The organism is Chloroflexus islandicus (assembly GCF_001650695.1).
GTDB classification, from domain to species: Bacteria; Chloroflexota; Chloroflexia; order Chloroflexales; family Chloroflexaceae; genus Chloroflexus; species Chloroflexus islandicus.
In genome coordinates, this window is sequence record NZ_LWQS01000031.1 from 59,159 (window position 1) to 85,830 (window position 26,672).

16 protein-coding genes and 1 tRNA gene are annotated in these 26,672 nt (G+C 61.7%); 4 read left to right on the forward strand and 13 right to left on the reverse strand.

The features are described 5' to 3' along the window. Positions 1-316: 316 nt before the first annotated feature. The 6 genes from A6A03_RS01605 to A6A03_RS01630 all read right to left on the reverse strand — a co-directional run bounded on the left by A6A03_RS01605 (position 317) and on the right by A6A03_RS01630 (position 11,039). Positions 317-1,522 carry a glycosyltransferase family 4 protein gene (locus A6A03_RS01605; protein ID WP_066782932.1) on the reverse strand — a complete coding sequence of 402 codons (1,206 nt, stop codon included), beginning with the start codon at positions 1,520-1,522 and terminating at the stop codon, positions 317-319. A gap of 46 nt (positions 1,523-1,568) precedes the next feature. Continuing rightward, complete coding sequence (locus tag A6A03_RS01610; RefSeq protein WP_066782935.1) at positions 1,569-2,699, reverse strand: glycosyltransferase family 4 protein; 1,131 nt, start codon at positions 2,697-2,699, stop codon at positions 1,569-1,571. A gap of 3 nt (positions 2,700-2,702) precedes the next feature. Next, positions 2,703-4,910 carry a hypothetical protein gene (locus A6A03_RS01615; protein ID WP_245668754.1) on the reverse strand — a complete coding sequence of 736 codons (2,208 nt, stop codon included), beginning with the start codon at positions 4,908-4,910 and terminating at the stop codon, positions 2,703-2,705. 739 nt (positions 4,911-5,649) lie between these two features. Further along, a complete protein-coding gene (locus A6A03_RS01620; protein WP_066782939.1) occupies positions 5,650-7,305 on the reverse strand; it encodes an MATE family efflux transporter in 1,656 nt (551 codons plus the stop codon). Further along, positions 7,302-8,150: a class I SAM-dependent methyltransferase gene (locus A6A03_RS01625; protein ID WP_066782941.1), complete on the reverse strand. Its 849-nt coding sequence runs from the start codon at positions 8,148-8,150 to the stop codon at positions 7,302-7,304. The genes A6A03_RS01620 and A6A03_RS01625 overlap by 4 nt, the downstream gene beginning before the upstream one ends. Before the next feature lie 504 nt (positions 8,151-8,654). Further along, on the reverse strand, positions 8,655-11,039 hold the full coding sequence (locus A6A03_RS01630) for a hypothetical protein (RefSeq protein ID WP_066782943.1): 2,385 nt from the start codon (positions 11,037-11,039) through the stop codon (positions 8,655-8,657). Between the two features lie 105 nt (positions 11,040-11,144). On the opposite strand from A6A03_RS01630, the gene A6A03_RS01635 reads away from it, so the two are divergent. Then, positions 11,145-14,282: an ArnT family glycosyltransferase gene (locus A6A03_RS01635; protein ID WP_066782946.1), complete on the forward strand. Its 3,138-nt coding sequence runs from the start codon at positions 11,145-11,147 to the stop codon at positions 14,280-14,282. A gap of 11 nt (positions 14,283-14,293) precedes the next feature. Then, positions 14,294-15,550: a glycosyltransferase 87 family protein gene (locus tag A6A03_RS01640; protein ID WP_066782947.1), complete on the forward strand. Its 1,257-nt coding sequence runs from the start codon at positions 14,294-14,296 to the stop codon at positions 15,548-15,550. A gap of 30 nt (positions 15,551-15,580) precedes the next feature. Here A6A03_RS01640 and A6A03_RS01645 read toward each other — a convergent pair whose 3' ends face one another. From A6A03_RS01645 to A6A03_RS01665, 4 genes are all read right to left on the reverse strand, one after another. Further along, a complete protein-coding gene (locus A6A03_RS01645; protein WP_066782949.1) occupies positions 15,581-16,894 on the reverse strand; it encodes an ABC transporter ATP-binding protein in 1,314 nt (437 codons plus the stop codon). A 23-nt stretch (positions 16,895-16,917) separates the two neighbouring features. Further along, positions 16,918-18,636: an ABC transporter permease gene (locus A6A03_RS01650; protein ID WP_066782951.1), complete on the reverse strand. Its 1,719-nt coding sequence runs from the start codon at positions 18,634-18,636 to the stop codon at positions 16,918-16,920. A gap of 71 nt (positions 18,637-18,707) precedes the next feature. Next, positions 18,708-20,060 (reverse strand): magnesium transporter, encoded by a 1,353-nt coding sequence (gene mgtE / locus A6A03_RS01655; RefSeq protein WP_066782952.1) that lies wholly within the window; start codon positions 20,058-20,060, stop codon positions 18,708-18,710. A 1,136-nt stretch (positions 20,061-21,196) separates the two neighbouring features. After that, positions 21,197-21,967, reverse strand: a complete 771-nt coding sequence (locus tag A6A03_RS01665; RefSeq protein ID WP_082908891.1) for a CAP domain-containing protein — start codon at positions 21,965-21,967, stop codon at positions 21,197-21,199. A gap of 409 nt (positions 21,968-22,376) precedes the next feature. On the opposite strand from A6A03_RS01665, the gene A6A03_RS20240 reads away from it, so the two are divergent. Continuing rightward, entirely contained in the window at positions 22,377-22,553 is a 177-nt protein-coding gene (locus tag A6A03_RS20240) for a hypothetical protein (RefSeq protein WP_156525242.1), read from the forward strand. 75 nt (positions 22,554-22,628) lie between these two features. On the opposite strand, the gene A6A03_RS01670 is transcribed toward A6A03_RS20240, so the two are convergent. From A6A03_RS01670 to A6A03_RS01680, 3 genes are all read right to left on the reverse strand, one after another. Then, the gene (locus A6A03_RS01670) at positions 22,629-24,551 is read right to left on the reverse strand and encodes a heavy metal translocating P-type ATPase (RefSeq protein WP_066782956.1); all 1,923 of its coding nucleotides are present in this window, start codon (positions 24,549-24,551) and stop codon (positions 22,629-22,631) included. Positions 24,552-24,588: 37 nt separating this feature from the next. Next, positions 24,589-25,371 (reverse strand): TrmB family transcriptional regulator, encoded by a 783-nt coding sequence (locus A6A03_RS01675; protein WP_066782958.1) that lies wholly within the window; start codon positions 25,369-25,371, stop codon positions 24,589-24,591. A 75-nt stretch (positions 25,372-25,446) separates the two neighbouring features. Beyond that, complete coding sequence (locus A6A03_RS01680; protein ID WP_066782959.1) at positions 25,447-26,337, reverse strand: dienelactone hydrolase family protein; 891 nt, start codon at positions 26,335-26,337, stop codon at positions 25,447-25,449. A 157-nt stretch (positions 26,338-26,494) separates the two neighbouring features. Here A6A03_RS01680 and A6A03_RS01685 point away from each other — a divergent pair. Next, a tRNA-Arg gene (locus tag A6A03_RS01685) sits at positions 26,495-26,571 on the forward strand. The last annotated feature ends 101 nt before the right edge of the window (positions 26,572-26,672 follow it).

Sequence of the window (26,672 nt, forward strand, 5' to 3'; positions counted from 1 at the left end):
TGCCGTACCCTCCTGTCATTGCGAGGGCGCGGAGCGCCCGAAGCAATCTCCCCCTTCAGCGGAACGAATGCCTGAGCACACCTCTCCCGTGCTCGGAGGAGATTGCTTCGCCGCCTCCGGCGGCTCGCCATGACAACCGGGGAGCGCGGGCCGCTGGCCCGTCGATCAACACACTGGGGGGAATAGCCACAAAAAGACACAAAACACACGAAACTTTGGCAGCTCTTCCTCCATTGCTTTCCGCCCACTACCCTCTATGGAGTGCGGCAGTTTGACTGCCGCACTCCATAGTTCTGCCCAAGCTATGCAAAACCCTTTACACCACCCCTTGATACGCCTTGATCACCTGCGCCACCAACCGCTCGGGCGCAAACCGTTCGCGCACCGCCCGCCTCCCGCCAGCGATGAGGCGTTCTCGCAAGGCTTGATCGTCGAGCACGCACAGTATCGCGCCGGCCAGCGCCTTATCATCGTTGTACGGGATGAGCAAGCCGTCTTCGCCATCACGGATCAGTTCGTTAATTACCGGGATGTTAGTGCTGATGACCGGCACCCCTGCGGCCATCCCTTCCAACACTGGCAAGCCAAACCCTTCGTAGCGCGAGGGGAACGGCAAGACGGCACTGGCCCGCAAAAGAGCCAATTTCTGCTCTTCGCTCAGCGTGCCGAGAAAATGGATATTGGCCGCCACACCAAGCTCGCCGGCTAGCCGTTGCAGTTCGGCCCGTTGGGCCGGGTTGTGGGTGACAAAGACGAAACTGGCCTGCGGGTAGCGGGCAATGATCGCCGGCATCGCCGCTACCAGTACATCGTAGCCTTTGCGCGGCGTAAGCTGGCCAATGTAGGGAATGATCGGCGGGGTGAAGGTGGCAGCCAATGGCGGCGCAGGCCCCTCCATAAACGCCATATCGAGCCAGAGCGGCACAACCGTCATAGGTTGGGTAAAGCCGAGTTCGCGCAAGACCTGCGCTTCGTGCTGCGAGCAGGGGATGAACGCCGCCACATCGCGCAACGGGCGATGAATCGCGTAGTTGCGCCAATGATCGCGCCACCGCCAGTCGCGCAGGCCGCGTTTGAGCAGTTGCGGTACGGTGTAGATGAGCCGTTCGGGGTGGATCGCCGATTCGTAGGGCCGTTCCCGGTCGGCCACCAGCCAACGATCATGGTATGGTCCGAGCCACGTCCACACGACCGGCACCCCGCTCCGGCGCAGCCAGCGCACCGCTTGCAAGGCCAGTACATTGCGCGGGTGAATGACATGGGCCACATCAGGCAACGGCATCGCTGCCAACGCCGCGATCGTCTCGCGCCCCGGCCAGAGCTGCGGCGTCACCCGCCGCACCTTGATACCGTCAATCTCTTCAGCCCGCTCTGTCAAGCCAAGGTGCGGTTGATCGGGTTGCCAATAGGTCAGCGCCATCACCTCATGGCCAGCCGCTACCAACGCTTGGCCCAGCGTTCGTTCGGGCCAATTGCGGAACGCGCGGCTCACGCCACCCAAACCGATAATCAGAACGCGCATGATGTTTTCCAAACGTCATTCGGCAGGGGCGCACAGCCGTGCGCCCCTACAAGGCCCTTACGCTCTCTCCAACCACCGCCCGATACACTGCCTCAATCCGATCCACCACCGCCGGCCACGCAAATTGGCTCGCCCACGCTGGGGCCGCTGCGGCCATCGCCGCGCGCCGGGACGGATCGGCGAGCAGATCGTTGACCGCCGTCGCCAGCGCCGCCGGATCGCGCGGCGGTACCAGCAAGCCGGTCTGGCCCGCGGCCACCACCTCCGGGAAGCCGCCAAACCGGGTGGCTACCACCGGCAACCCGCACGCCTGCGCTTCAACCGGCCCAATCCCGAAGGTTTCGCTGGCATGGCTGGTGGCGACCAGCAGATCAACCGATGCGTAGAGCGCCGGCAGTTGCGGACGCGGAACACTGCCCAAAAACCGCACCCGTTCGTTCAAGCCGAGTTCGTTGGCGATAGCGGCCAGCCGCGCCCGATCTTCACCGTCGCCGGCAATCAGCAGCACCGCCTGCGGAATCTGCGGCAATGCCCGGATCGCCGTCTCGACCCCTTTCCACGGTTGCAGCCGGCCCACAAACAGCAGCAGCGGCGCAGTCGCCGGCACACCTAGCCGCGCGCGCAGGGTGAGATCGGGAGGTTGCGGGTGAAAGAGATCAGTATCGATCCCGTTGAACACCACTTCCGGCGTAAACCCGTAGCGCCCGGCGATGGTCTGCGCATTAAAGCGCGAGCATGAAACCGCAGCGTCAACTTGCCGGGCCAGCCAGCGGTCACCGCGGTAGAAGTCTTCGCCATGGCAGCCAAGTATCACCTTGGCGCCGCTCAGCCGGCGCGCCACCAGCGCCGGCAGCAGATCGTAAGGTTTTTGCAGATGGATGATGTGGTACTTGCCGCCCGCCAACGTGGGCAACGCCGCTACCGCCATCGTCAGCCGTTCGAGCAGCTTGGCCTCGGCGTAGGCCCGCCGCAACGGCGGCAATGCCTGCCAAAACTGGCGCGAGATAAAGGGAAAGGTGTACACCCGCGCGCCGGTGGTCTCGCGCCGGGGGCCAACCCCGCCGAGAATATCCACCTCGTGCCCGCGTTTCACCAGCTCACGCGCCAGATCCCAGACAAAACTCTCGACACCGCCAATTTTGGTGGTCGTGGTCAAATTGTAGAGCGCGATCCGCATCGTTTACCAAATGGTGTAAAGCGTCAGTTTCATCACCACAAAGAACGCTAACGTCAGCCCAAGGTAGAGCGCCAAACGCCATCGCTGCCGCGCCGTCTCGCCATCGAGGTTATGATACGCTGCCAACACCGCGACCAGCGGATAGGTAAACATCCAGATTCGTTCAACTTCGCGGTTGAACAGACCGCTCAGCCACATACCGAGGACGAACGCGCCCAGTGCGCCGAGCAACGCTGCCCATGCCGGCTGCCACCGTTCGCGTCCTGCCCGCAGGTAGAGCGCACTGAGCGCTGCCAACACCCACGGCGTCACAAAGACGAGGTACGAGACGAGATTGGCGGCGGCGAAGCGCAGGTAGTAGTCGTAGCTCGGCGGCAGAAAGGGGGTTGGCGGCGGGCCGTACTCGCGGAACCGTTCCATCATGTCGCCGTTGATCTGGGTGGCGAGGCGTGAGGCACTGATGACGTTGAAACCGGTAGCAAGGAAGATGAGCAAATAGATGACCGCAATCACCCCGGCAGCGATCGCGCCTTGCCGCACAATCGCCAGCAAGGTTGCGCGCCAACCGGCCTGCGCGCTGTGCCGGGCCAGCGCCAATGCCGCTGCTGCCACACCAAAGAAGAAGAGCTGGGTGGCGGCGTAAGTCATAAACAGCGCTGCGGCGATGCAGAGACCGGCGCAGACGGCTAACCATGGCCGGCACGGCGGTTCGAGGGCGAGAAAGAAGGCGGCTGCGCCAGCCGCGATCAAGAGGCTGAACACGCCATCAAGCGAGGTGACGCCGTAGACCATCTGGCCGGGCAAGACCACTGCCAGCATCCCGGCGGCCAGCGCCAGTTGGCCACCGCCAAGCCGCCAGCCAAGCCACACCGCCACCAATGGCATGAGCGCCGTCAACCCAATTGTGATCCAACTGGTTGCTACCGGCCCCGGCCCGAAAACCTGCTCGATCAGCCACAAAAACAGGATGGCTCCCGGCGGGTGGGTGCTGCCATGCACCGACAACAGCGGCGCAATGGTCTCGAAGTTGGCCATAAACCCCATCGGATCGCCGGCCACATACGGCGTGTCGCGCAGGTATTCGTAGGGACTATCGCGAAAGAGGGCAATCGGCGCATCAAGCCCATGCACGGCGATGTCGAACGCCACCGGCAACACGAGTGCGCCAAGCAGGGTGTAAACCACAACCGGAACCGGCTGCAATGGCCGTGCCAGCCACCGCCAGCCGATCGCAAACCAGATCAGAGCGAAACTAATCGGCACGATGACCCACCACGTCGGCGAGGGATCGATCCGCGATTTGAGCGGCCAGACTCCACTATGGCCGCTGATGCGTTGCAACAACCAAAACGTACCAAGCAGCGCCACCGTCCAGAAGAGCATGCCGGCCAGCTCGCGCAGCCACGGTCGCTGCACCTTCCACCAGCGCGCCACGGCCAAGCCGATCACACCGGCCCACACACCGGCGACGGTAGGCAAAGCCCACCGCAACGTCCCAGCCCCAAACGGCACTAAGCCACCGGCAAGGGTATACGTAATCAGGCTGCTCACCAGCGCCACCAACCCGGTCGCCAAGAGCAATGGCACGCCGCTCACGTGCAACAAGGCCAACCAGCCAAGCGCCAGCGCTAACCCCGTCGCCAATCCGGCCAGCGCCGGCGTCACCGCGCCGGCGGCAGCGAGCGGCGTGACGCTCAACCCGTGAAATGGCACCCCCAACCAGCGCGGGTTATTCGGATCACGCACAGCAGCACTCTGAATAGTGACACAGACATCCGCCCCCGCCTGCTGATCAACGCCGGTCAAGATTGTATAGCGGCGCAATTCCGGCGCCAACGGCGCCGTCACCGGCGCCGCGCGACCAGCCACCAGCGTCACCGTCTCCGTACCGAGCGAACGGGCATAGCCACCCGCCAGCCACACGGTCGCCAAACTGCGCGGCGCATAGCCAAACCCCTCAACGCACACCCGACTATCGCCATCAGTCCAGCGAAAATCGCCCCACTCACCCGTTTCAACCTGATTGAGACCCGCCAACAACCAGCGACTCGCACTCGCCGGCGCGACCGTCAACGGCTGGCCGGCATTAGCCACCAGCCAGTTCAGACCAAGCACCAGCAGAGCAATGGTCACATAGGCTGCCAATGCCTGCACCAACGCCAGTTGACGCGGTTCGTGGAGGTTATGCCATATTTGGCTAACATTTGCCATGGATCTTCGCATCTGAAGAGACGTTGGGTTGCAACATCTCTACTATGGTGTATCGTCATCATCCAACCCGCACCGCAGGCTTCACAACCCTAGCCCATCCCAGCAACAGTTGAGCAGCGGACAGAACATGTGGTCGCTGGCAACCGTTGGCTATGCGATACCGGCAAGCCCGCTGCTGCACTCCCCTCTCCCGCGCCAGTTCAAGGGTGTACAGAAATTTGGTCGAATGCAGCCGCTGTGCAATGCCTCAAGACTTAGCTTTACACTCCCCTCTCCCGCGCCAGTGGGAGAGGGGCTGGGGGTGAGGGCCTGCAGCCCGCACCGCAGGCTTCGCAACCCTAGCCCATCCCAGCAACAGTTGAGCAGCGAACAGAACATGTGGTCGCTGGCAACCGTTAACGCTATGTGATGCTTGCAAGCCCGCTGCTGCACTCCCCTCTCCCACTGGCGTGGGAGAGGGGCCGGGGGTGAGGGCCTTCAGCCCGCGCAGCGGGCTTCGTAACTCTAGCCCGGCCCTTCAGGGCCGGGCAAAACACGCCCGTAAACAAACCACATCGCTGTTGCGCCTTTTGCGTCTCTTCGTGGCTCTACCTCCAACCCACCGTATGGGCTTGGCTCTCCTTTATGGCATGCGGCAGTTTCACTGCCGCACTCCACATGACTGATACTGGCGAAGGTCGCCCAGCCCGCGCAGCGGGCTTCGTAACCCTAGCCCGGCCCTTCAGGGCCGGGCCGCAACTCAAATCAACCGTTGGATCACCCGCTGGAACGGCAACCGCCACTTCAGCACCTGCGCCCGGTCAGCCGGGTCAAGCCCGCCAAACAAGCGTAGCGCCAGCAGAAAGATCACCGCGCCAACCGCAGCCAATGCCAGCAATTGCAGGGCTAGCCCAAGGCGCGCAACCAGATCGATCGCGCCCGCAGGCACACTAATCAGACCGCGCAGACCTGCCACTGCCAGCCCCATCGCTGCTGCCGCCGCGCTCACCCGCAGGGTAAAGCGCCACGGCCAGCGCAAACCGAGCAGCCGCATCCCGGCCAGCGTTGCCCACAAACCGGCAGCCACCCGCGCTAACCCAAACGTCAACGCCATGCCGATCAAGCCAAATTGGGCCGGCAACCAAAACGCCAGCACTACCACGGTAAGCAGCGCTACCAGCCGGGACATAATCACGGTGCCGAGCCGTTCGTGAACCATCAACGCATTGTGGGCGGTGGTGAGCATACTCTCGCTAAACAAACACGGCGTGAGCACCCATACAATCGGCGCTGCGTCGAGATACTGCGGACTGATCACCAGCAACCCCGGCCCGGCCAATAACACCAACCCTACCCCGCCGGGAACCATCAGCAGCAACTGCAAGCGTACCAACGATTGGTACGCGCCGTTGGTCGTGCCGCCTTCACCCTGCCGCACCCGTGCAAACAACGGCACCTGCACACCTACCATCGGCGTGTAGAGGTAACTTAGCGCCATGCGCACCAGCAGCGCGCCAGCAGCGAGCAACGACACATCACGAATGTCGCTGTTAAAGAAATTGATAAACTCAAAACTCGCGATAAAATCGGTCGCCGTCATCAGGTACGAGACGGCGGCGTAGCGCACGAAGCCGGGAGGCAGGGCATGCCGCAGATCACGCAAGCCATCACGCAGATCGACCAGCAATCCCGGCCCCGGCTCCATCTCCAACCCCGCCTGCAAGCGCCAGACCTGCCAACCGGCCAGCGCCACCGCGATCGCCGGCGCCAGCACCATCGCTACCAACACGCCGAGGATGTCCCACCGGTCAGGCAAAGCTAAAATCGCGACCACCACCAACACCTGCGGCAACAGGCCGGCAGCCAGCGCAATGCTGTTCCACGCCTTTTGGTGGAAAAAGCTGCTCAGCACCGCCATCAGCAGATCGTAGAGAGCGCCCAAGCCGAGCAAGATCACGATCGCGGCGATGATCAGCCAGTGAAATTCGGCCACGAATTGGCTGAGTTCGGCGCGCGCCGCCGCCTCGACCGCCACTTCGCCGCCGAGCAAGCCTTGCAGGTAGCCCTCGATCTGGCGATGGCTCAGTGCCAAGCCTAACGCAATCACCAGCAATATCGCGAGTTGCAGCGTCGCAACTAGCAAAAAGAGCCGCCGCGCCGCGCGCGCGCCGCCCGCTCGTTCGGTTTCGGGAATGTATTTGGGTAAGGCGCGGGCAATGCCGAGATCGAGCGCCGTGCCGAACAGATTGCTCGCCCCGCGTACCAGCGCCAGCAAGCCGAATGCTGCCTGTGAAAGCTGGTTCAGCTTCACCAGCGTTGCCAGCACTTCCGCCAGCAAGCGCAACGGCGCAAAGAGGGTGTTCCACCACACCGCTCGCGACACCTGCGTCGCCAGCGAAGGACGCCGCGCCGTCATGCGCCCTCCTTGCGCAGGTCAAGCTCGAACATACCGGTGTAAAAGCTCCGTTGCCAACGGTACGCCGCTCGTTCCAACCCAACCCGCCGCAACAGCGCCCGCGCCGCCCGCCGCAATGGTCGCCGGCTCGGCAGTTGGCCAGCCAGCAACGCCTGCTCGCGCAGATCGGTCACAGCAAAACCGAGCCGCTCGCACAACTGCACCAGATCGCGGTAGTGAAAATAGTGCATCTCGCTGAGCCGCTGCATATCGCGGAAGGCAGCGCCGCGCTTGGTGCGTCCGCGCAGCTCGATCAGCGCCTCGGCCACCGGTCGCGGCAACCAGTTAATCCCGCGCATGTGGTAATGCGGATCGATCCACGCTCGCCGGTTGATCGCCGTAATGAGGGCATGGCCGCCGGGCCGCAACACGCGCGCAATCTCGCGCAACACCGCTACCGGGTCTTGCACGTGTTCAAGCACATCCCACGCGACGACCAGATCGAACGCGGCGCTTGGCAACGGCAATGATTCGCCGGCAGCGTTGACAATCGGGAAGCGCAGATTGTAGCGCGCTGCACGCAAGCGAATGATCTGGCAGTAGGCCGGATTGTACTCACACGCCGTCACCCGCGCGCCAGCCAACGCCGCCGCCACCGCAAACCCGCCCATCCCCGCGCCAAGGTCAAGCATCCGCGCGCCGCGCAACTCGCCAATCGCCGCTCGCACCTGCGCTAAACGCTCATCTTGATAACGCTCTTGGCGCAACCGGCGCTCGCGCCACGCCGCAAAATCGCGCCGCCACGTCATATGTTGCAGCCACGGATCAATCGCCGCCGCGAGTTGGTGATCGATGTCGGTGGTCATAGCGTCCAATCTGCACTCCTGAGTCCACGCGCCGCATGGAGTGCGGCAGTCAAACTGCCGCACTCCATATTACGTTGCTGCCGTAAAGCCAGTTCTCGGTTGTAAATCGCTGTCGTTCGCTCCTTTTTCACGCCTCAATCTCCTCCCCCCAGCGGTTGAGTATCGGACAGAACACGTGGTCGATTACAACCGTTGATCGCTGTGCGATGCCGTAAAGCCCGGTGCTGCGCTCCCCTCTCCCGCGCTAGTGGGAGAGGGGCTGGGGGTGAGGGCCATTAGCCCGCTGCGCGGGCTTCGTAAGCCCAGCCCGGCCCTTCAGGGCCGGGTTCGCGATCAGATGTTCCGTCCGCTCTTGCTCCCCCAACGGGAGAGGCTGGGAGGGGCCAAGAAGGGCAGCGCGCGACTTTGCCCCTGAGCACGGGAACATCCCCTCAGCGTTCGCTCTGGCTAAAGCGGGAGAATTGCTTCGGGTGCTCCGCACTCCCGCAATGACACGCCCCACGCTTAATTCCCCTGCACTGGCGAGATGCTAATCCGCATCACCCACAACCACAACGCACTACCGAGCGATAACGCCAGCGTCGCCAGCACAAACATCCGCCCCGCCCAGCGTTCCCACAGCCGGTCAGCCATGATCGCCCACGCCAGACAGATCACTGGAATCAGGTAGAACAGTTGCTTGTCAACCATCGAAATCCGGTAGCCGGCTAACAAAAACAGCAGCGCTACCGCGCCCCACGCCGAAACCACCAGCCAGAGCAAGGGTTTCGCCCGCATTGCCCAGTATCCCGGAATGAAAAAGATCAACGGGATTGCCAAGCCATAGTAGAGGTAGTGGTTCGGCCAGATGTGATAACCAAGATGGGGCACAAACGACCACAGATACTCGTGGAAGGGCGGGCGCGAGACGCCAACCGTCTCTGGCCCGCGGGTGAAGACGGTCATCATGTAGGGAATGGTGCGTTCCACAATCGGTTGGAAATACTGGCCATAGTAGATCGCAATCGCCAACCCGATCGCCGCCCCCGCCGCCACCCAGAGCGGTTTGAGACCCGGCAGCAGCGCTTGCCACTCCGGCCCGCGTCGCGCATTCAGCCAGATTAGGAAGGTCAAGACAACCAAAAAGACGCCGGTAAAGACGCCGGTGACCGTGTAGACAAGGAACGCCAATACCAACAGCGGCACAAACCAGATCTGCACCTTCCATTCACCCAGCCGATCCCACCCTAGCAAGATGGCCGTTTGCACCAGCAGATTGAGCCATAAGCCGGCAGCGGTCGGTACATTGCCCCAGATATGCAGCAGATATGTCACCGGCAGCACAGCGTAGGTCACTGCCGCCAACAGCGCCGTGCGCTGGCTAAACCCCGCCTTAAGCGCAATCGCCGCGATCAGCACCACCCGCGACATATCCATGAGCAGGCTCACAAAGTTCGCCGTCGTCTCCATCGGCCACGGAAAGATCGCATAACTCGTCGCCAAAATGTGGAACCACGGCGAATAGGGGATCACCGGCGGATTACGCCCCCACTCCGCGACCGGCATCGTCGTCTCGTTGAGCGGGCTATTGACGCTATAGTAGAGCGGCAACGCGCCATCGTAGATGATGCGCCGCGCCTTATCCATGTGCCAAAAGACATCGATCCCAACGTAGTAGGGGTAGAGCATGCCAATCGCTTTGAGCCAGAACCCGACCAGAAAGACGATCAGTAGCGCTGCCGTAAACTCGGGCGTCACCCGGACACCGGTCTGGCCCAGTAGCCAGCGGGTGAGCGGACGCATCGCAACCGTCACCAGCAAGCTAAGCAACGTCAACGCCGCCAGCCGATCGATCATCTGCCCACTGGGGAAACGGTAGACAACGATCGCCCACCCGGCAACGAGCACCGCCAGCGTCAATCCAACCGCTGCCCAGCCAGTAGCATCAAAATACCAGCGCCGCTGGATGTCAGCCGTGAGCAGCGCCAGACAGGCAAACATCCCCAGTACGATAAACAGGCCAAGCCCTAGCGCCACTGGCGGCGCAATCGTTGCCAGCAGGGGACTTGCCGCCGGCGCAACCGAAATATCGGCCACCAGCATCCCCAACGGACGCGGATCGCGGAACGGATCGGCTTGCAAGGTCAGATTCAGATCGCCGCCATTCATCACCGCTGCCGGAATGAGTATCTGGATGCGCCGTAATTGGGCTTGTTCCGGCAACCGCGCTAGCTCAACGCCGTTGGCGCTGAGCCGCGCATTGACCGGCGAACCGTCGGGATGGGCGACCACCGCATCGAGCCGCGCGATCCAGTTGCCCTGCCCCAAACGCGGGAAGACAATCTGGCTCTCGTCAGCGCTCCAGCGGTAGGTACGGGCCGGCGCCAACTCAACCGCGAGCGGCACGCCGGCGGGTGGCGCTTCACCGCCAACAAGCGGCGATACCAGCTCGAAGGTGAGGGTCGGGGCCGCAGCAATCTGGGCCGGAATTTTAACGAACATCTCCGTCCCGCTACGGCGCGGCATCTCTAACCGCACCCCATTCACCGCCGCCGCCGACTCGCGTTGCAGAATGATCGGGTCAACGTCCGGGCGAGCAACGATCCGCGCCAGCCAAACGCCCTTTCGCCCACCGGGCACTGTCGCAGTGGTAGCTCCTGCCGGCCACTCGAACCGCTCATACGCGCCGGCGGCATCGATCTCGCGCGCGTTGAAATTGGCCAGAAACGCGCCATCGCGGTTATCGCCAATATCAACGGTCACGACTGGCCGGACTGCGTACCCGGCAACTAATGTCACAACCGTGATTAGCGCCAACCAGAGCGCCGGGATCGTCACGCCGGGCAAGCGGCGCGCTTGGCTGCCGGCGGCTGCCCGCAGGTTGATACGTTTAATCAGAGAAGAAGCCATCGTTATGTATATCTACGTGTCTCCATGACGTTTGCGCCATCGCCGCATTGTACCATGCAAAGGCTATGCTATAATCACGCCCGGCAGCGATCGCCGGAAACGAGCATGGCACAGATTATCGTCGGCATTCTACTCTTACCATTCTTGATCTACGCGCCGGGATGGGCGCTGGCGCGGGTGATCCCGGAACTTGGCAACAACGACGGCCTTGAACGCCATTTCGAGCGCTGCTTGATCGGCGCGCTGTGGAGTGGTTGGTTGGCGTTGGTGTTGGCCAGTTTCGGCATCTTTTCAATCTGGCTGCACTTAGGGATCACGCTGGCGGTGAGCGCCGGCTTGATCTGGCTAGGGCAACGGCGTTCATCAACGAATGGAACGGTGCGTGGCCTCACTATGCGCGAGGCGGCGGTATGGTTCGGCACGTTGTTGGTGCTGGCACTGCTGGTTGCCCGGCCCTTCGAGGTTATTCTGGGGGTGCGCGACGCCGGCGTCTATGCAGTCACTGGGTTTGCCATCGCCCGCACCGGCAGCATCGTTCAGCACGATGCCGTCGTTGCCGAACTAGGCCAAGCTGCGCAAAGCAGCGATCCGGCCATCCGCGGGCCGGCGGAACAGGCGATCAGCAATTTTATTGGTGTGCAAGCCCGTGATCGCTATATCGCTACCCGGCTGCGCGCCGCCGGTTTTTTGATCAACGAAGGTGAATTGCCCCAAGGCCGGATTGTGCCGCAAGGTTTCCATCTCTTTCCGGTGTGGATTGGTTTGCTGACTGCTGCTGGCGGCCCGCTCTTCGGTCTGTTTGCCACCGGTTTGCTCGGCTTGCTCGGTGTTTGGAGCGTGGGCATGATCGGGCGCCGCCTCGCCGGGCCATGGGTCGGGTGGCTGGGGATGGTGCTGCTCGGCCTGAATGCGGTGCAGGTCTGGTTTGCCCGTTATTCGACCGCCGAAACCACGGCCCAGTTTCTGACGTGGGGCGGTTTGTATCTGTTTGCCAAGTTCAATGACCACAGCTTGCCGGCGCGCGCGCGCATGATGTATGCGGCGCTGGCCGGGATTGCTTTTGGGCAGGTGGCGCTGGCCCGGATCGATTTCTTTCTGCTTGCGCCGGCGATGCTCTACCTTGGCTATTGCTGGCTGAGCCGCCGTTGGCAGTACACGCAAACCGCCTTGGCGCTGGGTATGCTGGCGATGCTGATCCATGCCGCACTGCACATTATCTTCATTGCCCGCGCCTATTTTTTCGATACCGGTTTTGCCCGCTTTCAAGATTTCGCCCTCACCTCATTGGTCGCACTGCCCTTCCTCACCCCTGCTGTGCGCGAGTCGTACTTTACCTCGCGGTTTAGCGCCCTCGACGATCCGGGGCGGATCTGGATCGAGCTGGCGCTGGTGGCGATTGCGATCGCCGGCTTGATTCTGCTCCGCCGCAGCGGCTGGATTGGGTGGATCGAACACCGGCTGGTGGCGCGCCGGCAACGCTGGCAGAACACGATCGCGCTCGGTGTGTTGCTCTTGGCCGGTTGGGCCTATTTCGTGCGCCCGCAGATTATCGATGCCGATCTGCTCTTTAATACCCGCGGCGGCTGGAATGACCCCCTCACCCGCGATCCGGCGCTGGTGGCCGGCGATGTGCGCAGTGGCGTGATGTCTCCCACCGAGGCGCGCTTACAGGCGGGGGTAGTGTTGCAGGGGAAGCCGTGGGAAGCCGAGCCTGATCTCGCCGCAACCGCCGCCTTGCGTGCCGAGCTGGCCGCCGCACGCGGGCCGTGGCAGGGGCCGTTCTCGAACCAGACCCTCAATTGGCTGCGCATTCAGGGGTATGTCGGCGCGCCGATCCGCTTGCCGCTCGTGCTCTATTATCAGGAGTACCGCGGTATGAGCTGGTGGCAGCGCATGCTGGCCGACCCTAGCACCTTCACCAGCGAGCCGGCTCCCGTCCAAGCCAAAGAGCTGATCCCGCTGGCCGGCTTGGTACGGGTAGGATGGTATTTGTCACCGCTTGGCGTGGTACTGGCGGTGATCGGGTTCGCGCTCTGGTGGCGGCGCGGCCTCACCGCGGCCAGTTGGTTGATGCTCACGGTTGGCTTTCTCGGCAGCTTCTTTTATCTCCGCCAAACCTACGGCACCTCCGAGCAGACCTACATCTATATTCTGCGCCGGTTTGTGCCGATCGCTTACCCAATCTTCGCCCTTAGCGCGGCGTATGCGCTAGCCGCCATAGCCGGCGCATGGCAATTCCGCCCGCTGGCCGCGCGTTGGCGGCAAGGTTTGGCTGCCGCTCTCGCTGGGTTGCTGCTGCTCTTCCTTGGCTGGACGGGACGCTACTATTTTGTTCACACTGAATACGCGGGCGCGTTGGCTCAAGTCGAAACGATTGCCCAACACTTCACCCCTGATCGCGATATTGTGCTGTTGCGCGGCGGCGCGCCGATCTATAGCGATGCCCGCGATATTCCTGACTTGCTGGCGACGCCGTTGCGCTTTGCCCACGACGTCGATGCCTTTACAGTCAAGAGTGTATCTACCGCGCCCTACGCCGCGTTGCTGGCCGAACAGGTCAAGCGCTGGCAAGCTGCCGGTCGCACCGTCTATCTGATGCTGAGCGCGAGCGGCGCCAATCTTGCCCTGCCCGGTTTCCGGCTGACGTTTATTGATGAGGTGGCGCTCGATCTGGCCGAGTTCGAGCAACTGACTGACCAGAAACCGCAGAATGTTTCCCGCCTGACCCTGCCGTTCGCCATCTACCGGCTTGATCCGGTCGAGTCACCGGTGGTCGATACCGCACCACCACCGCTCACGCCAACCTCGTTCGCTGCGCAGGTCAGCGGTTTCTACCGGCCTGAACAAAGCAAAGACGGCTGGCAGTACAGTTGGAGCAACGGCGAGGCAGTGATCCGGTTGCCATGGCCAGCAGACGCAGTGCAACAGACGGTGGCGATCGAAGTGGCCGGCGGCTTGCGCCCGGCCCAGCTCGGCGCGGCTACCCTCTGCGTTAGTGCGCAGGCCGAGGATACGTTGTGGCCAACCACTAGCGCGCCGATCGTCGAACTAGGCTGCCATCAGATCGGCCAAGAACCAATCATCATCCGCGTCACTCTCGATCCCGCCCAAGTGCCGCCTGCCGCTAGCGGCGCGGTGCTGCTCCGGCTCACCGGCCCAGCGTGGATCCCTGCTAACGAAGACCCCCGCCTGACCGACCGGCGGGTCTTGCACGTGCAAATCGGGCAACTGTGGATGGAATAGCGAGCCTCGCAATGATGCCTCTTGCCATCCAACTCAGCATCTTATGGTCATTATTGCTGCTCGGCGCCTTTTGGCTCATTTCAGCGCCCACATTTCAATTCCCGGCAATGAGCCGGAGAGCGGCCATCTTGTTGACAATATCCATCGCGCTGTTTGTGCGGTTGTTTGCCAATTGGCTGCTTCCGGTCGGCGCCATTTATGACATCGAATCCTATCAAATAATTGGTGACTTGGTACTCGCCAACACTGATGTCTATACATCGGATCGGGCCATATTCCGTTACCCATATCTGCCATTGCAGATGTACTGGAGCGCATCTGCGCTTTGGTTGAGCAACGCCAGCGGAATCACGTTTGTGACTATCGTGCGCGTGTTGCCTATCATCGCCGATGTTGCGATCGTTGGCGTGTTGCTTTTCGCTACACCCGTCTTGCCCAGCTTTGCCCAACGCTTTCGCGCCGCTTTCATCTATGCGCTCAACCCGATACCAGTCTTTGTTGCTGCGTACCACGGCCAGTTCGACGCCCTGCCGGTGGTGTTGCTTTTGATTGCCGCTCTCTGGCTGTATACTTCCCCAACCTTGAGCGGCTTGGCGCTTGGGGCCGGCATTTTGGCTAAATCATGGCCGGTATTGGGCCTGCCGGTGCTACTGGCCAATTTACACGCTTGGCGGAGCCGGATCACGCTCCTGCTGGGGACGCTGCTGGTGCCGTTGATCGGCATCATTATCTACGCATGGCTTTTTCAGGCTGACCCGGTGCGCGTTGTGCAGACAGCAATGGGATATAACCGCGGGATCGGTATTTGGGGGTACACCTATGCGTTCCGCTTAGGACAAGATGTGACCGGTAATAAAGCGCTGATGCACTGGATTATCGCCAATGGCCGCTGGTTCACATTAGGAGCGTTAGCCGTTGTTTGGTGGATGCGCGCCCGGCACGAGACTCCTGTTGCGGGTGTGTTAACGATCCTCGTGTGCTTTTTTGCCTGCACCCATGCCTTTGCGATCCAGTATCTAGTCTGGCCAGTTGCATTTGCTTTGCTGGCTAACGATATGTGCTGGCTACGCCGTTATACCTTGGCTGCGTATCTCTACATGGTTGCAGCCTACAGCATGCTCATTCTCGACGCAACGATCATTGGGATGCTACCGCAGCCCTTTGGTGATCACCTCATTATCATCTTAGGTTTGCCGGCGTGGCTGGTCTTTGTCGCTTGGCTGAAAGCGCGCTGGCAAAATCAGCCCGTTCCAGCCACTCTTTCTTAACATGCCTGCCACGCCACGATTGCGTCGTTATCATTTTGCTACCGCTACTGGCGTTTCCAAGAAAAACCGCCCCTCAGCGTCGTCATACGCAAACAGTTCGGCGTAGCGCCCCCACTCCAGTGCGATGTCGAGCTGCCGTTCGGCCACCTCAGGCGGAAATTCCGGCTCGAGCGCGGTAAGCAACACCTCCCAGCGCAACGATTGGTTGTCGGCGGCGGCGATCATGCGCAGCATCCAGCGGAAGAAGGGCAACCGCCGCAAGCGCGAAGCAAAAATCTCTTTGCGGGTTTGGATGCTGGCTTCGGCAAACGCTTCTCCCAACGGCGTCAGGATCAGGTTGCCGCTCTCAACCCGCGCAAACCCGAGCAGCTCAGCAGCCTCGATCAGCGGTAGCATCTGGTCGAGGTCTAAGCCGAGTTCATCTTGCAGTTTCGCCAGCGGATCGCGCTCGTCATCGGTGGCGTTGGCCTGTTCGAGCAGACCGGCCAGCGCCGTCACCGATGCTGCCGGCAGTAGGCGCGTTTGCCCGTTTTGACCCGGCTCGGTGCCGTACTCAATCGCTTCGGGTTGGGTCTGCCCGGCCAGCACCGCGTACACTCGCGCCACCAAGGCAGCAAACGCATCGGATTTGCGATCGCGCGGGTGAGGCAAGTTAACCGGCACTTCGGCCACAATCCGGCCCGGATTTTTGTCCATCACCACGATCCGGTCAGCCATAAAGACTGCCTCTTCGATATTGTGGCTGACCATCAACACCGCCCGAATCTTCAAGCTGCCGCCCGTCCACAATTCCAGCACTTCGCCGCGCAGCGTCTCGGCGCTCAGCACATCGAGCGCGCTGAACGGCTCATCAAGGCAGAGCAGCTCTGGGTCAACTGCCAATGCGCGGGCAATGCCAACTTTCTGCCGCATACCGCCCGACAACTCGCGCGGATAGGCTTGCTCGAACCCGTCAAGACCAACCAGATCGATCAACTCTACCGCGCGCCGGTGCGCTTCCGCTTCATCTTTACCTCGCGCTTTTAACGCCACCGCGACATTCTCTTCCACCGTCAGCCACGGGAAGAGGGCAAAGGTCTGGAAGACGATCGTCGCATACGGATTCACGCCCTCTAGCGCCTTGCCCCGATAGCGCACCAGCCCCTCGCTAGGCCGGTTGAGACCGGTGATGATGCGCAAGAGCGTGCTCTTGCCACAGCCCGACGGGCCGAGCAGAGCCACAAATTCGCCTTCAGCAATCGTCAGGTTAATATCTTGAATAGCGGTAAATCGGCGCTCACCCCGCCCGTAGCGTTGCGCCACCCCCATCAATTCCACCAGCGGTTTTGGCTGTGCCTGCAGCATGCGATTGCCCCCTAACTATACAACTATTCCATACGATACTTTGTCTCGGCTAGCCGGTACAAGCGCCGCCAGACCAGCCGGTTGATCGTGACCACCGCGACGATCATGGCCAAGGTGGCGGCAAACAGGCCAGCAAAATCGCCATCCGCCGTCGCCGCCGCAATCTGCGCCCCGATCCCGATCGTCTGGTAGGTCTGCTGGTTGAAGACCACATACTCAGCGACGATGCTGGCATTCCACGCCCCGCCGCTTGCCGTAATTAGGCCGGTGATCAGGTACGGAAACAGACCGGGCAAGATCAGCGTGCGCCAGCGTTCCCAGCCGTGCAGTTGCAGTAGTTCGCTGGTAAAGCGCAAATCTTGCGGAATGGCCGCTGCGCCGGCAATGACGTTAAACAGGATGTACCATTGGGTGCCGAGCATCATCAAGACGACCGCAGCGAGATTCAGGCCGCCGGGGAGGGCCAGAAATACTAACACCAACACCGGAAAGAGCGCCGTCGCCGGCACCGACGCTGCGATCTGCACGATTGGCTGCAAGATGGCTGCCGCGCGCGGGCGCGTGCCGATAAACACCCCGACCGGCACCGTCCACAGCAGGGCAATCGTCATCGCCGTCGCCACGCGCGCCATTGTTGCACCCACGCTCAACGCAATCTCGCCCCATTGCGCCAGCGGTACGCTCAGCAGCAAGCCGCCACCGACCCATCCACCCCAGCCAACCAAGACCACACTCACTGCGACCAGCAACCATCCCCACCACGAACGCCGGGTTGAGGCGCTGAGATAGGGATCGGGCGCTGGACGCCGGCTCAACCGGCGTGCAATCAACCGATCGATGGCTCCTGCCAAGCCTCCCACCCAGCCGGCCACCACTGACTGCCGGATCAGATCATAGAACCACGACTGTGACTCTTCATCATCGCGTTCGATCATTTCCAACCGGAACTGGCTAGCCCATGCCAGCAGTGGTCGCCAGACAAACTGGTCAAGGATGACAATCACTGCCACCAGCGTGAGAATGCCCCACCCAATCGCGGCTAGATCGCCGGCATTCGCAGCCGTTTGCAAGAATGCGCCCAACCCCGGCAGGCGAAAATCACGATCACCCAGCGTAAAGATTTCGGCGGCCATGAGGAAAAACCAGCCGCCGGCCCAGCTCATCATGCTGTTCCAGACCAACGCTAGCGCGCCGAACGGAAATTCGAGGGTGGTAAAACGTTGCCAGCGCGAGAAGCGAAAGATGCTGCTCGCTTCGCGCAGCTCGCGCGGGATGGTGGTCAGCGACTGGTACCACGCAAAGGTCATATTCCAGACTTGGCTGGTAAAGATGAGCACGACCGCGGTCAACTCGACTGCCAGCGCCTCTGGCAGCACCGTGCTCAGGCTGAGCAAGACCACCGGCAGAAACGACAAGATCGGCACACTCTGCAACACATCGAGCAACGGGATCAACACTCGCTCGGCACGCGCATTGTAGGCCGCGATGTAGCCGTAGATCATCGTAAACAGAAACGACAGCGCATAAGCCAAGGCCATCCGTCCCACCGAACGCAAAGCGTAAAATGGCAACGCGCTCAACGAGAGGTCGATCTCTGGCCCCTGCACTGTCGCCGGCGCGCTTTCGGCGGCGCCGATCACCAACGCCAGCAAGCCGATCAGCACCAGCAGTAACCAAACATCGGCCCGCGTCAAGATCGATTGCGCCGGCGGCGCGGGAGTAAAGGTGCGCGGTTTGAACATAACCCATCCTCAGCACAATCAAGCCGCCAAGGCATCCCAATTGCCCGTTGCGCCTTGGCGTCTTTTGCAGCTTATCCCAAGCCTAACAACCACGTCGCCAGCGAAAAGTAGATCAAGACCCCGCCGATATCCGACAACGACGTCACCAACGGGCCGCTGGCCGTCGCCGGATCGAGACCCAACCGGCGCAGAATAAAGGGCAGCGACATCCCGATGAGGCTGCCCATAAGCACTAACACCAGCATCGTGAGCGAGACCACGCCAGCGACATGCCAGCCTACCCGGATCACCCCCAACACGCCGACCGCAGTCGCCATCGCACTGCCTAACAGTAACGCGACTAACAATTCTTTCGCCAGCAGACGCCACCAGTCGCTCGACTCGATATCGCCGGTTGCCAACGCGCGCACCGTCAACGTCGCCGACTGCGACCCAGCGTTGCCAGCGCTGCCAATCAACAATGGCAAAAAGAAAACGAGTGCTACCACTGCGGCAATCGTCTCTTCAAAGGCTGCGATGGCCGCTCCCGAAAAAACATTGACAAAAACCAACGCCACCAGCCAAGGCACCCGCTTCTGCACCAGCTCCATCACCGGCGTTTCGAGATAGCTGCCGCGCAACGGCTCAACCGCCGCGCTGCGGTGGAAGTCTTCGGTCACTTCCTCTTCCGCCACATCGATCAAGTCGTCGAAGGTGACGATCCCCACCAACACCCCATCCGAATCAACCACTGGCAACGCCGGCAAACTGTACCGGCGCAACGCCTCAACCGCCCGCTCGCGATCATCAAACGCCGACAACACCACATAGCTCTCGTCCATTAAGCTGCGCACAGTTTGGGTCGGTTCGGCCAAAATCAAGCGGCGCAGTTCGATTGCGTCAAGCAAGCGCCATTGCTCGTCGGTGACATAGATGACGTCAATCGTCTCACTATCACGCCCGCGCAACCGGATATGTTCCAGCGCGCGCGCAATTGTCCAATTGGGCCGCACCGCCACATAATCAGGCGTCATCAACCGCCCGACGCTCTCTTCGGGGTAGCCGAGCAATTGGCGCGCTTCGCGCAAATCTTTGGGACTGAGCAGATTGAGCAGCTTCTGCGTCACCTGACCGGGCAGCTCTTCAAACAGTTGGGTGCGGTCGTCTGGACTGAGGTTGGCGAGCAGCAAGCGCGTCTCATCCAAGCTCAGGCTGGCGAGCAGTTCGTATTGATCGTCGTGTTCGAGGTAAGAGAAGACTTCGCCGGCCAAAGCGCGCGGCAATACGCGAAAAACGAGCATCCGCTCGGCGGCGGACAGCTCGAGCAGCAGATCGGCGATCTCGGCGGCGGGCCAGCGCGACAGTTGCTCACGCAGATCGAGCCAGCGCTGTTCGGCGATGAGCGCCTGTACCTCATCGAGGCGGGGAGTTGGAAACGTGGTCATTGTCACCCCCTGCGCATCTTGACAGCGGCATAGGGGCGACAACCGCAACGCAAACACAGAAAACCCCGGCGGGTAAGACCTCACCGGGGTGCGTTGCAATGATTAGGCCACAAGCCTATTCATGCCGGCGCAACATACCGATGAGGCCGGTGGATGCGTTGATTGTTATCACCACACTCTGCCGCTGACGAGAATGACTACTATCCATAGCGGTTCCGTTCCTCATCGTGTCTCACCGGTGCCTGTTAGGCGTCATTACTATACGCCTGAAGCGGGGATTTGTCAATCCTGATCGAAGGCCAGTAGTAGGGGCAGAGCGCTACTCTGCCCCCTGCGGCGACGCAATCTCCCCTGTTAGCAGTACCATCCCTCTCAGGAATTCCTTCCGCCCAAACAGGAGATTGCTGCGGTCGGGCAGCCCCCGCTCGGCGCGGGCCGCCACTCCCTCGCAATGACAGGTAGACCCCGCTCGCCGTTTGTCATTGCGAGCCGCGCGGAGCGCGGCGAAGCAATCTCCTCCGAGCACGGAACGCACCCGCACAGTGTTCATTCGCGCCTCAGCCGGAGATCACGGCGGGGACTGCGCCACTTCGCAATGACAGCGGTTGACGGCTTTACGAGGGCCGGTTTACCCTCACCTCCGTCCCCTCTTCCGCAACGCGGGAGAGGGGACCGGGGGGCGAGGGCTAGCAGTCCCGCAGAGTGGGCTTCGTAACCCTAGCCCGGCTCTTCAGGGCCAAGTTCCTTGCCATCCACCCTTGAACCCAGCGCAGGATGGCTGGGGAGGGGTGATGCCACCCCCGATTTCCACCCGTCAGTGCGAGCCGCGCGGAGGGCAACACGTAGGGGCAGAGCAGTGCTCTGCCCCCTGCGGCGCAGCAAGCTCCTCCGTCAGCGGGATCATCCCTCTCAGTTTTTCCTCCCGCCCAAGCGGGAGTGTGCGCCGGTCGGAAGGCCCCCGCCCAGCGCGCGCTGATACCCCTCACTCCCCACCTGTCATTGCGAGCCGCCGCACGGCGGCGAAGCAATCCCCTCCGAGCACGGAACACACTCGCTCAACGTGTGTTCACGTCCCAGCAGGCATGACGGCGCGAGCCACCCCTCCTTCGCAATCACAAACGACAGATAATCACCCGCTACCGCACCACCAACGGCACAAACAACCGGTGCGAGCCAATCAAGATAATCGTGTCACTATTGAGATAGACGGTTGAGCCGTTGCGTATCTCTACGAAGACCGTGCGCTCGCCGCTACCATCGAGCAGAGTCCAGTTGTAGGTAGATTGATACGGCATCCACTCCGTCCAATTGCTGCCGTCGTTGCTCAGCCGCATCTGTTGCGCCCAGCCGGCGCCGTAGATGTAGAGATTGGCATTCACCGAACCGGTCACTGCCGCTTCACCGTTGATCACAACCGGGTAGGTGTTCCAGCGACAACCAAAGGTCTGCGACCAATAGTGCTTATAGGTAGTCGTACTCTGATAGGTGTAACCGGCGCCGATCTCGCAAAGACCGGCGCGCAAGATGTTGTTGCGATGGCCATCACTGCTCATCCAACCATCCATAACCGCATCCGGCGTTGGATACCCCGCCGCCAGATTCTCGGCGGCCAGCGCATAGTTGTATCCGAAATCAGGAAACCGCTGACCGATACTGCGCCCAAGGCTGTCAGTGTGCGACAGTGTATTATGGCTGGCATTGTCTTGTGTAATCCAATCGGCGGCGGCTTGCAGGTTATCGTTGCGCTTGAGCGGCGGCAGGCCGTTGGCTATCCGGATCTGGTTGGTCAACTCGATCACTTGTTGGCGAACATCGGTCTGCGCCGCGAGCGGCGCTGGCGGCGCCGCTATGGTTGCGCACCATAGGCTGAGGAGAAACAGGAGGGCAACCGCATATCGAGCACGCATACAATCCTCGCACGACTTGGCTATGCGGGATTTAGTGTAAAGTGAATACGATGTTCTCGCTAGAGAGAAATAAGTCCTACTCTGAACTAGTGCAGCCATATCTTGGCGCCGCTGCTCTCTGCCTGCCAATGCTGTGAGGAGAGTATGTACCATCTCTCCATAGCCAACACTATTCGATCACGCTATTTTTGACGATTTGACAGTTGCTAGTGGTATTGTATAATCAACCGAAGTATTCACCACGCCTTGTCCCATTTTCGGCAATCACGTTACCAAGCCTATCCGGTATGCTGTGGCATAACGGCATCTTTCACTAACGAAATAACCTCTGTTCTAAGCTGCCATAGGCCAGAGATGCTTTCCATCGCGGTTTCACTATCCACATAGTTAGAAAGACTTGCTCACGACAATGAATCTGCTCAAAAACTTCTACGTGGTTGTGGGGGTGATCTTCTTTGTCTTTATCTTAGCGATGGGGATCTGGCTCGGATTTGGCTGGCGTGAGTCATTACTGGCGGCAGCAGCCTTGACGGTGGTTGCGATCGTGTTGGAGTGGCTGCGGAATACGTTCGGGTTGCCTCTCTAATTGATCACGATGGCAACACAAAGCGGGCCGCCGGTTTGGCGGCCCGCTTCGATCTGCCTGTATCAACCGGCTCTATCAACGGAACATTAGCAGCCGCAAGCCGTTGAGCACCACGATGATCGTGCTGCCTTCGTGCCCGACCACGCCGAGCGGCAACGGCACGCCGATGGTCAACGTGGTCAGCACCAGCACGACCACCACCGCTAGCGCGAAGGAGATATTTTGCCAGACCACGCGCTGGGTGCGGCGGCTGAGGCGCAACGCGTAGGTGATCGCGCTTAAGTCGTCGCGCATCAAGACCAGATCGGCGGTTTCAAGCGCGGCGTCGGTGCCGGCAGCTCCCATGGCGATGCCGACCGTCGCCGCCGCCAGCGCCGGCGCGTCGTTCACGCCGTCACCCACCATCGCTACTGCGCCGTAGCGCTGGCGCAACTGCTCGACGATGCGCAGCTTGTCGGCAGGCAGCAAGCCGGCATGGACTTCATCAATCCCCAGCCGGCGCGCCATCGCTTCGGCTACCCGCGGGTTGTCGCCGGTCAGCATCACGATCCGCTCGATCCCAGCAGCGCGCAGCTCGGCGATGCGTTGGGCCGCATCGGGCCGTTCGCGATCCATCACTGCCACCAATCCCAACCATTGTTTGCCGCGCCGGGCCAGCAGCACGGTGCCGCGGCCTTGCGCCATCAGCTCATCGGCGCGGGCCAACAGCTCTGGCGGGACGATGACGCCGGCTTCGGCAAACAGGCGCGGCGAACCGACCAGCGTCTCAACCCCGTCCCACGTGGCCCGCACCCCCATGCCGGTGACCGCGGTGAACTGATCGGGGGGCGCAATGGTCATCCCACGCTCTTCGGCGGCGTGCAAAATCGCGCGCGCGATCGGATGCTCTGACGGCTGCTCGGCGCGGGCCACGATCGCTAACAACTCCGCCTCGTCCACACCCTCCGCCGGCACGAGATCGGCCAGTGTAGGCTTGCCAAAGGTCAAGGTGCCGGTCTTGTCGAAAGCGATCACCCGCACCTTGCTCAATTCTTCGAGATGCACGCCACCCTTAAACAGCACCCCGCGCCGCGCCCCAGCCGCAATCGCGCTCAGCAGCGAAGCCGGGACGCTGATGACCAGCGCGCACGGCGAAGCGACCGTGAGCAGCACCATACCGCGGTAGAAGGTATCGGCGAACGGCGCACCGGTCAGCGCCGGCACGGCAAGGATGAAGAGCGCCACTGCCACGATCACGCCAATCGCGTAGCGCTGCTCGAAATATTCAAGGAAGCTCTGCGACCGCGCCTTGCGCGCTTGCGCTTCGCTCACCATCGTAATGATCCGGGCCAAGGTGCTCTCGCTGGCCGGCTTGGTCACCCGCACCTCCAGCGCGCCGGTCTGGTTGAGCGTGCCGGCCAGCACTGCCATCCCCGGCCCCTTCTGCACCGGCATCGACTCGCCGGTCAACGCCGATTCGTCAAACGTGCCGCTGCCCCGCTCGATCACGCCGTCGAGCGGCACCCGGTCGCCGGGACGGAGCAGCACCACATCGCCTACCTGCACCGCCTCGACCGGCAGATCGAGTTCGCGTCCATCGCGGCGGATCGTCACCGTATCAGGACGCAGCTCCATCAACGCGGTAATCGCTTGTTCGGTGCGCCGCATAGCGTAGGCTTGCAAGACATTGCTCAGCGAAAAGAGGAAGAGCAAGATCGCGCCCTCGGTAAACTCGCCGAGGTAGCCTGCGCCCAACGCGGCCAGCACCATCAGCAGATCGACCTCAATCGACCAGTGGCGCAGCGATTCGATGATGGCGCGCACGGCGTAAAAACCGCCAAAGAAATAGGTCGCCAGATGAACGGCCAGCGTGATCGACTCCGGCGCGCCCGATCCTTCCAGTATCAGACCAGTGACGATACCGATCAGGGTCAGAGCGACAAAGGCCGGTTCGAGGATCTCGTCGTTGAGCAGCAGCGTCAGGCGCTGCCGGGGTGCAGTGTTGGAAATGGTGGTCATGACAATCTCCTCTCCGCCGCCGGGTTGGATTACCGAGTTACGAATGTAACACCTGCCGATCGTCGGGATCGAGGCGAGCCAGCAGGTCTTCGCCAAGGCGGGCAAAAATGCGCTGTGCGAACAGTTCCATCCAGATAAACTGGCGCGCGATCAAGACCATGTTGCGGTTAGTGGTGACGGTGGCGGTCGTCGCCAGATGGCCGGAAGCGATCAGAAACTCGCGTTCATCGGCCACGACGATCAGCGTCTCAACCATACCGTGCAGCTCGGTCTCGCGTTTGGGGTGGCGCACCACTTGGCCAAACGAAAACGGCGCTTCGCCGGTGAGGATCACCCCTAGCGCCACGCCGCGCGCATGGGCATCAGCCAACGCCGGATAGAGCGCTTCGACATCGGCGTCAGTCAGCACCAGCATCAACTCACGCTCAGCGCCTTCGATCAGATCGCGCGCCGCCGCTAACGCTTCGCGCCTCCCGCTAAAATTCCACAGCCGGTCGCTCTCTTCGTGGCGGAAGAGCGGCATTAATTGGCTGCGCAGCGTCTCGGCCCGCTCGCGCGCCTCGCGCTCGTAACGGTCAAGCAGGATCGCCGGCGAGATCGGGCGGTACAACGTCGCCTTCTCTTCAACCGACTTCAGCACCGCACCACGCGCTTCCAGCCGCCCCAACGCCTCGTAGACCATCGATCGCGGCACGCCGGCCAGCTTGCTGATCTGGTAGCCGGTCGCCGGATACTCGGTCAGCAAGGCGAGATAGACCCGCGCTTCGTACTCGGTTAGCCCCAGCGCCGTAAGTTGTTCGAGTAAGTTCGTTTCTACCATAGTTGTTCATTTCCGAACTACTAAAAGTGTACCACGCGGCACGAATTTCGTCAAGAGGATCTTTGCAAACGTTGTTCACCACCCGCAGACAAAGCGGTGGTGCAGCGCGCCAAAAAAGGTGATCGACTGGGTTGGGGCGGAACGTTCCGGCAGCCGCTGCGACGAGGCGGGTTGGCCGTGCAGCGCCTCGGCCAGAAACGCGCGCAACAATTGCCATGCCTCGCCGGCAGCGCCGCCGGCGTTGATCGCTTCGATCCCGCCGACAAACGCATGCGGCTGGCCGGGGAAGACGGTAAAGCGGGTGTCAACCCCCGCCGCTGTCAGATTGCGCTCAAGCTGTTCAACCTCGCTCAGCGGGATCGAAGCATCGGCCCCGCCGAAGATGCCTAGCACCGGGCCGCGAATCTGGCGCAGCGCCGCTGGATCGACTTCCGCCATGCCGTAAAAGATGCCGGTTGCCGCTACCGCTGGGTTGTGCAGGGTATAGAGCAGCGACGTGCGACCACCATAGCAAAAACCGATCACGGCGATCCGATCGGCCAGCACATCGGGCCGCGCCGCCAGCCACGCAAACACCGCGTCGAGATCGGCTTGCACCTGCGCCGGCGGTGTGGTGGACACTTGATAGATGGCGCGCGGGATCCACGTCGTGCTAGCGCCGCGGAAAGTATCGGGAGCAACGACCACATAGCCATCAGCAGCGAGCGCGGTCGCCTTTTCGATGATGTCGGGCCGTAATCCCCACCATTCATGGATCATAATCACGGCGGGATGCGGGCCGGGAGTGGCCGGCTCGGCGACAAAGGCCCGAATCGGGCCGGCGGGGCCGGGGATCACGGTGTTCGTGAGCGCTGCAACCCGCCCGCTGCCGATCAGCGCGTCGATCGGAATGCTCAATACCAACCCAGCCACTACCACCACGATCATCCCCACGATCCAACCAAGCACCCGTTTCAATCGTCGCATGCGCCACCTCGATCCTATGCTGCTCTCACACCCAAGCGGACTTCAGAGGAATGCAGCAGACCGCAAAACCACCCGCTGCGTTCCTCGGCGATCTCTGCGGTAGATGCACAGTCACGTTGACAGCTCGCCGGCAATCGAGTATACTTTAGGCCGGAACGACTCCGTAGCTCAATTGGATAGAGCGTCAGCCTCCGGAGCTGAAGGTTGGTGGTTCGAGCCCACTCGGAGTCGCCAAATATGAGACCCGCCCTCGAGGGCGGGTTTCGCTTTTCCTTGCCAACCGAAACGGTGGCGGTAGGGGCATAGGTAGGGACATAGCGTTGCTATGTCCCTAC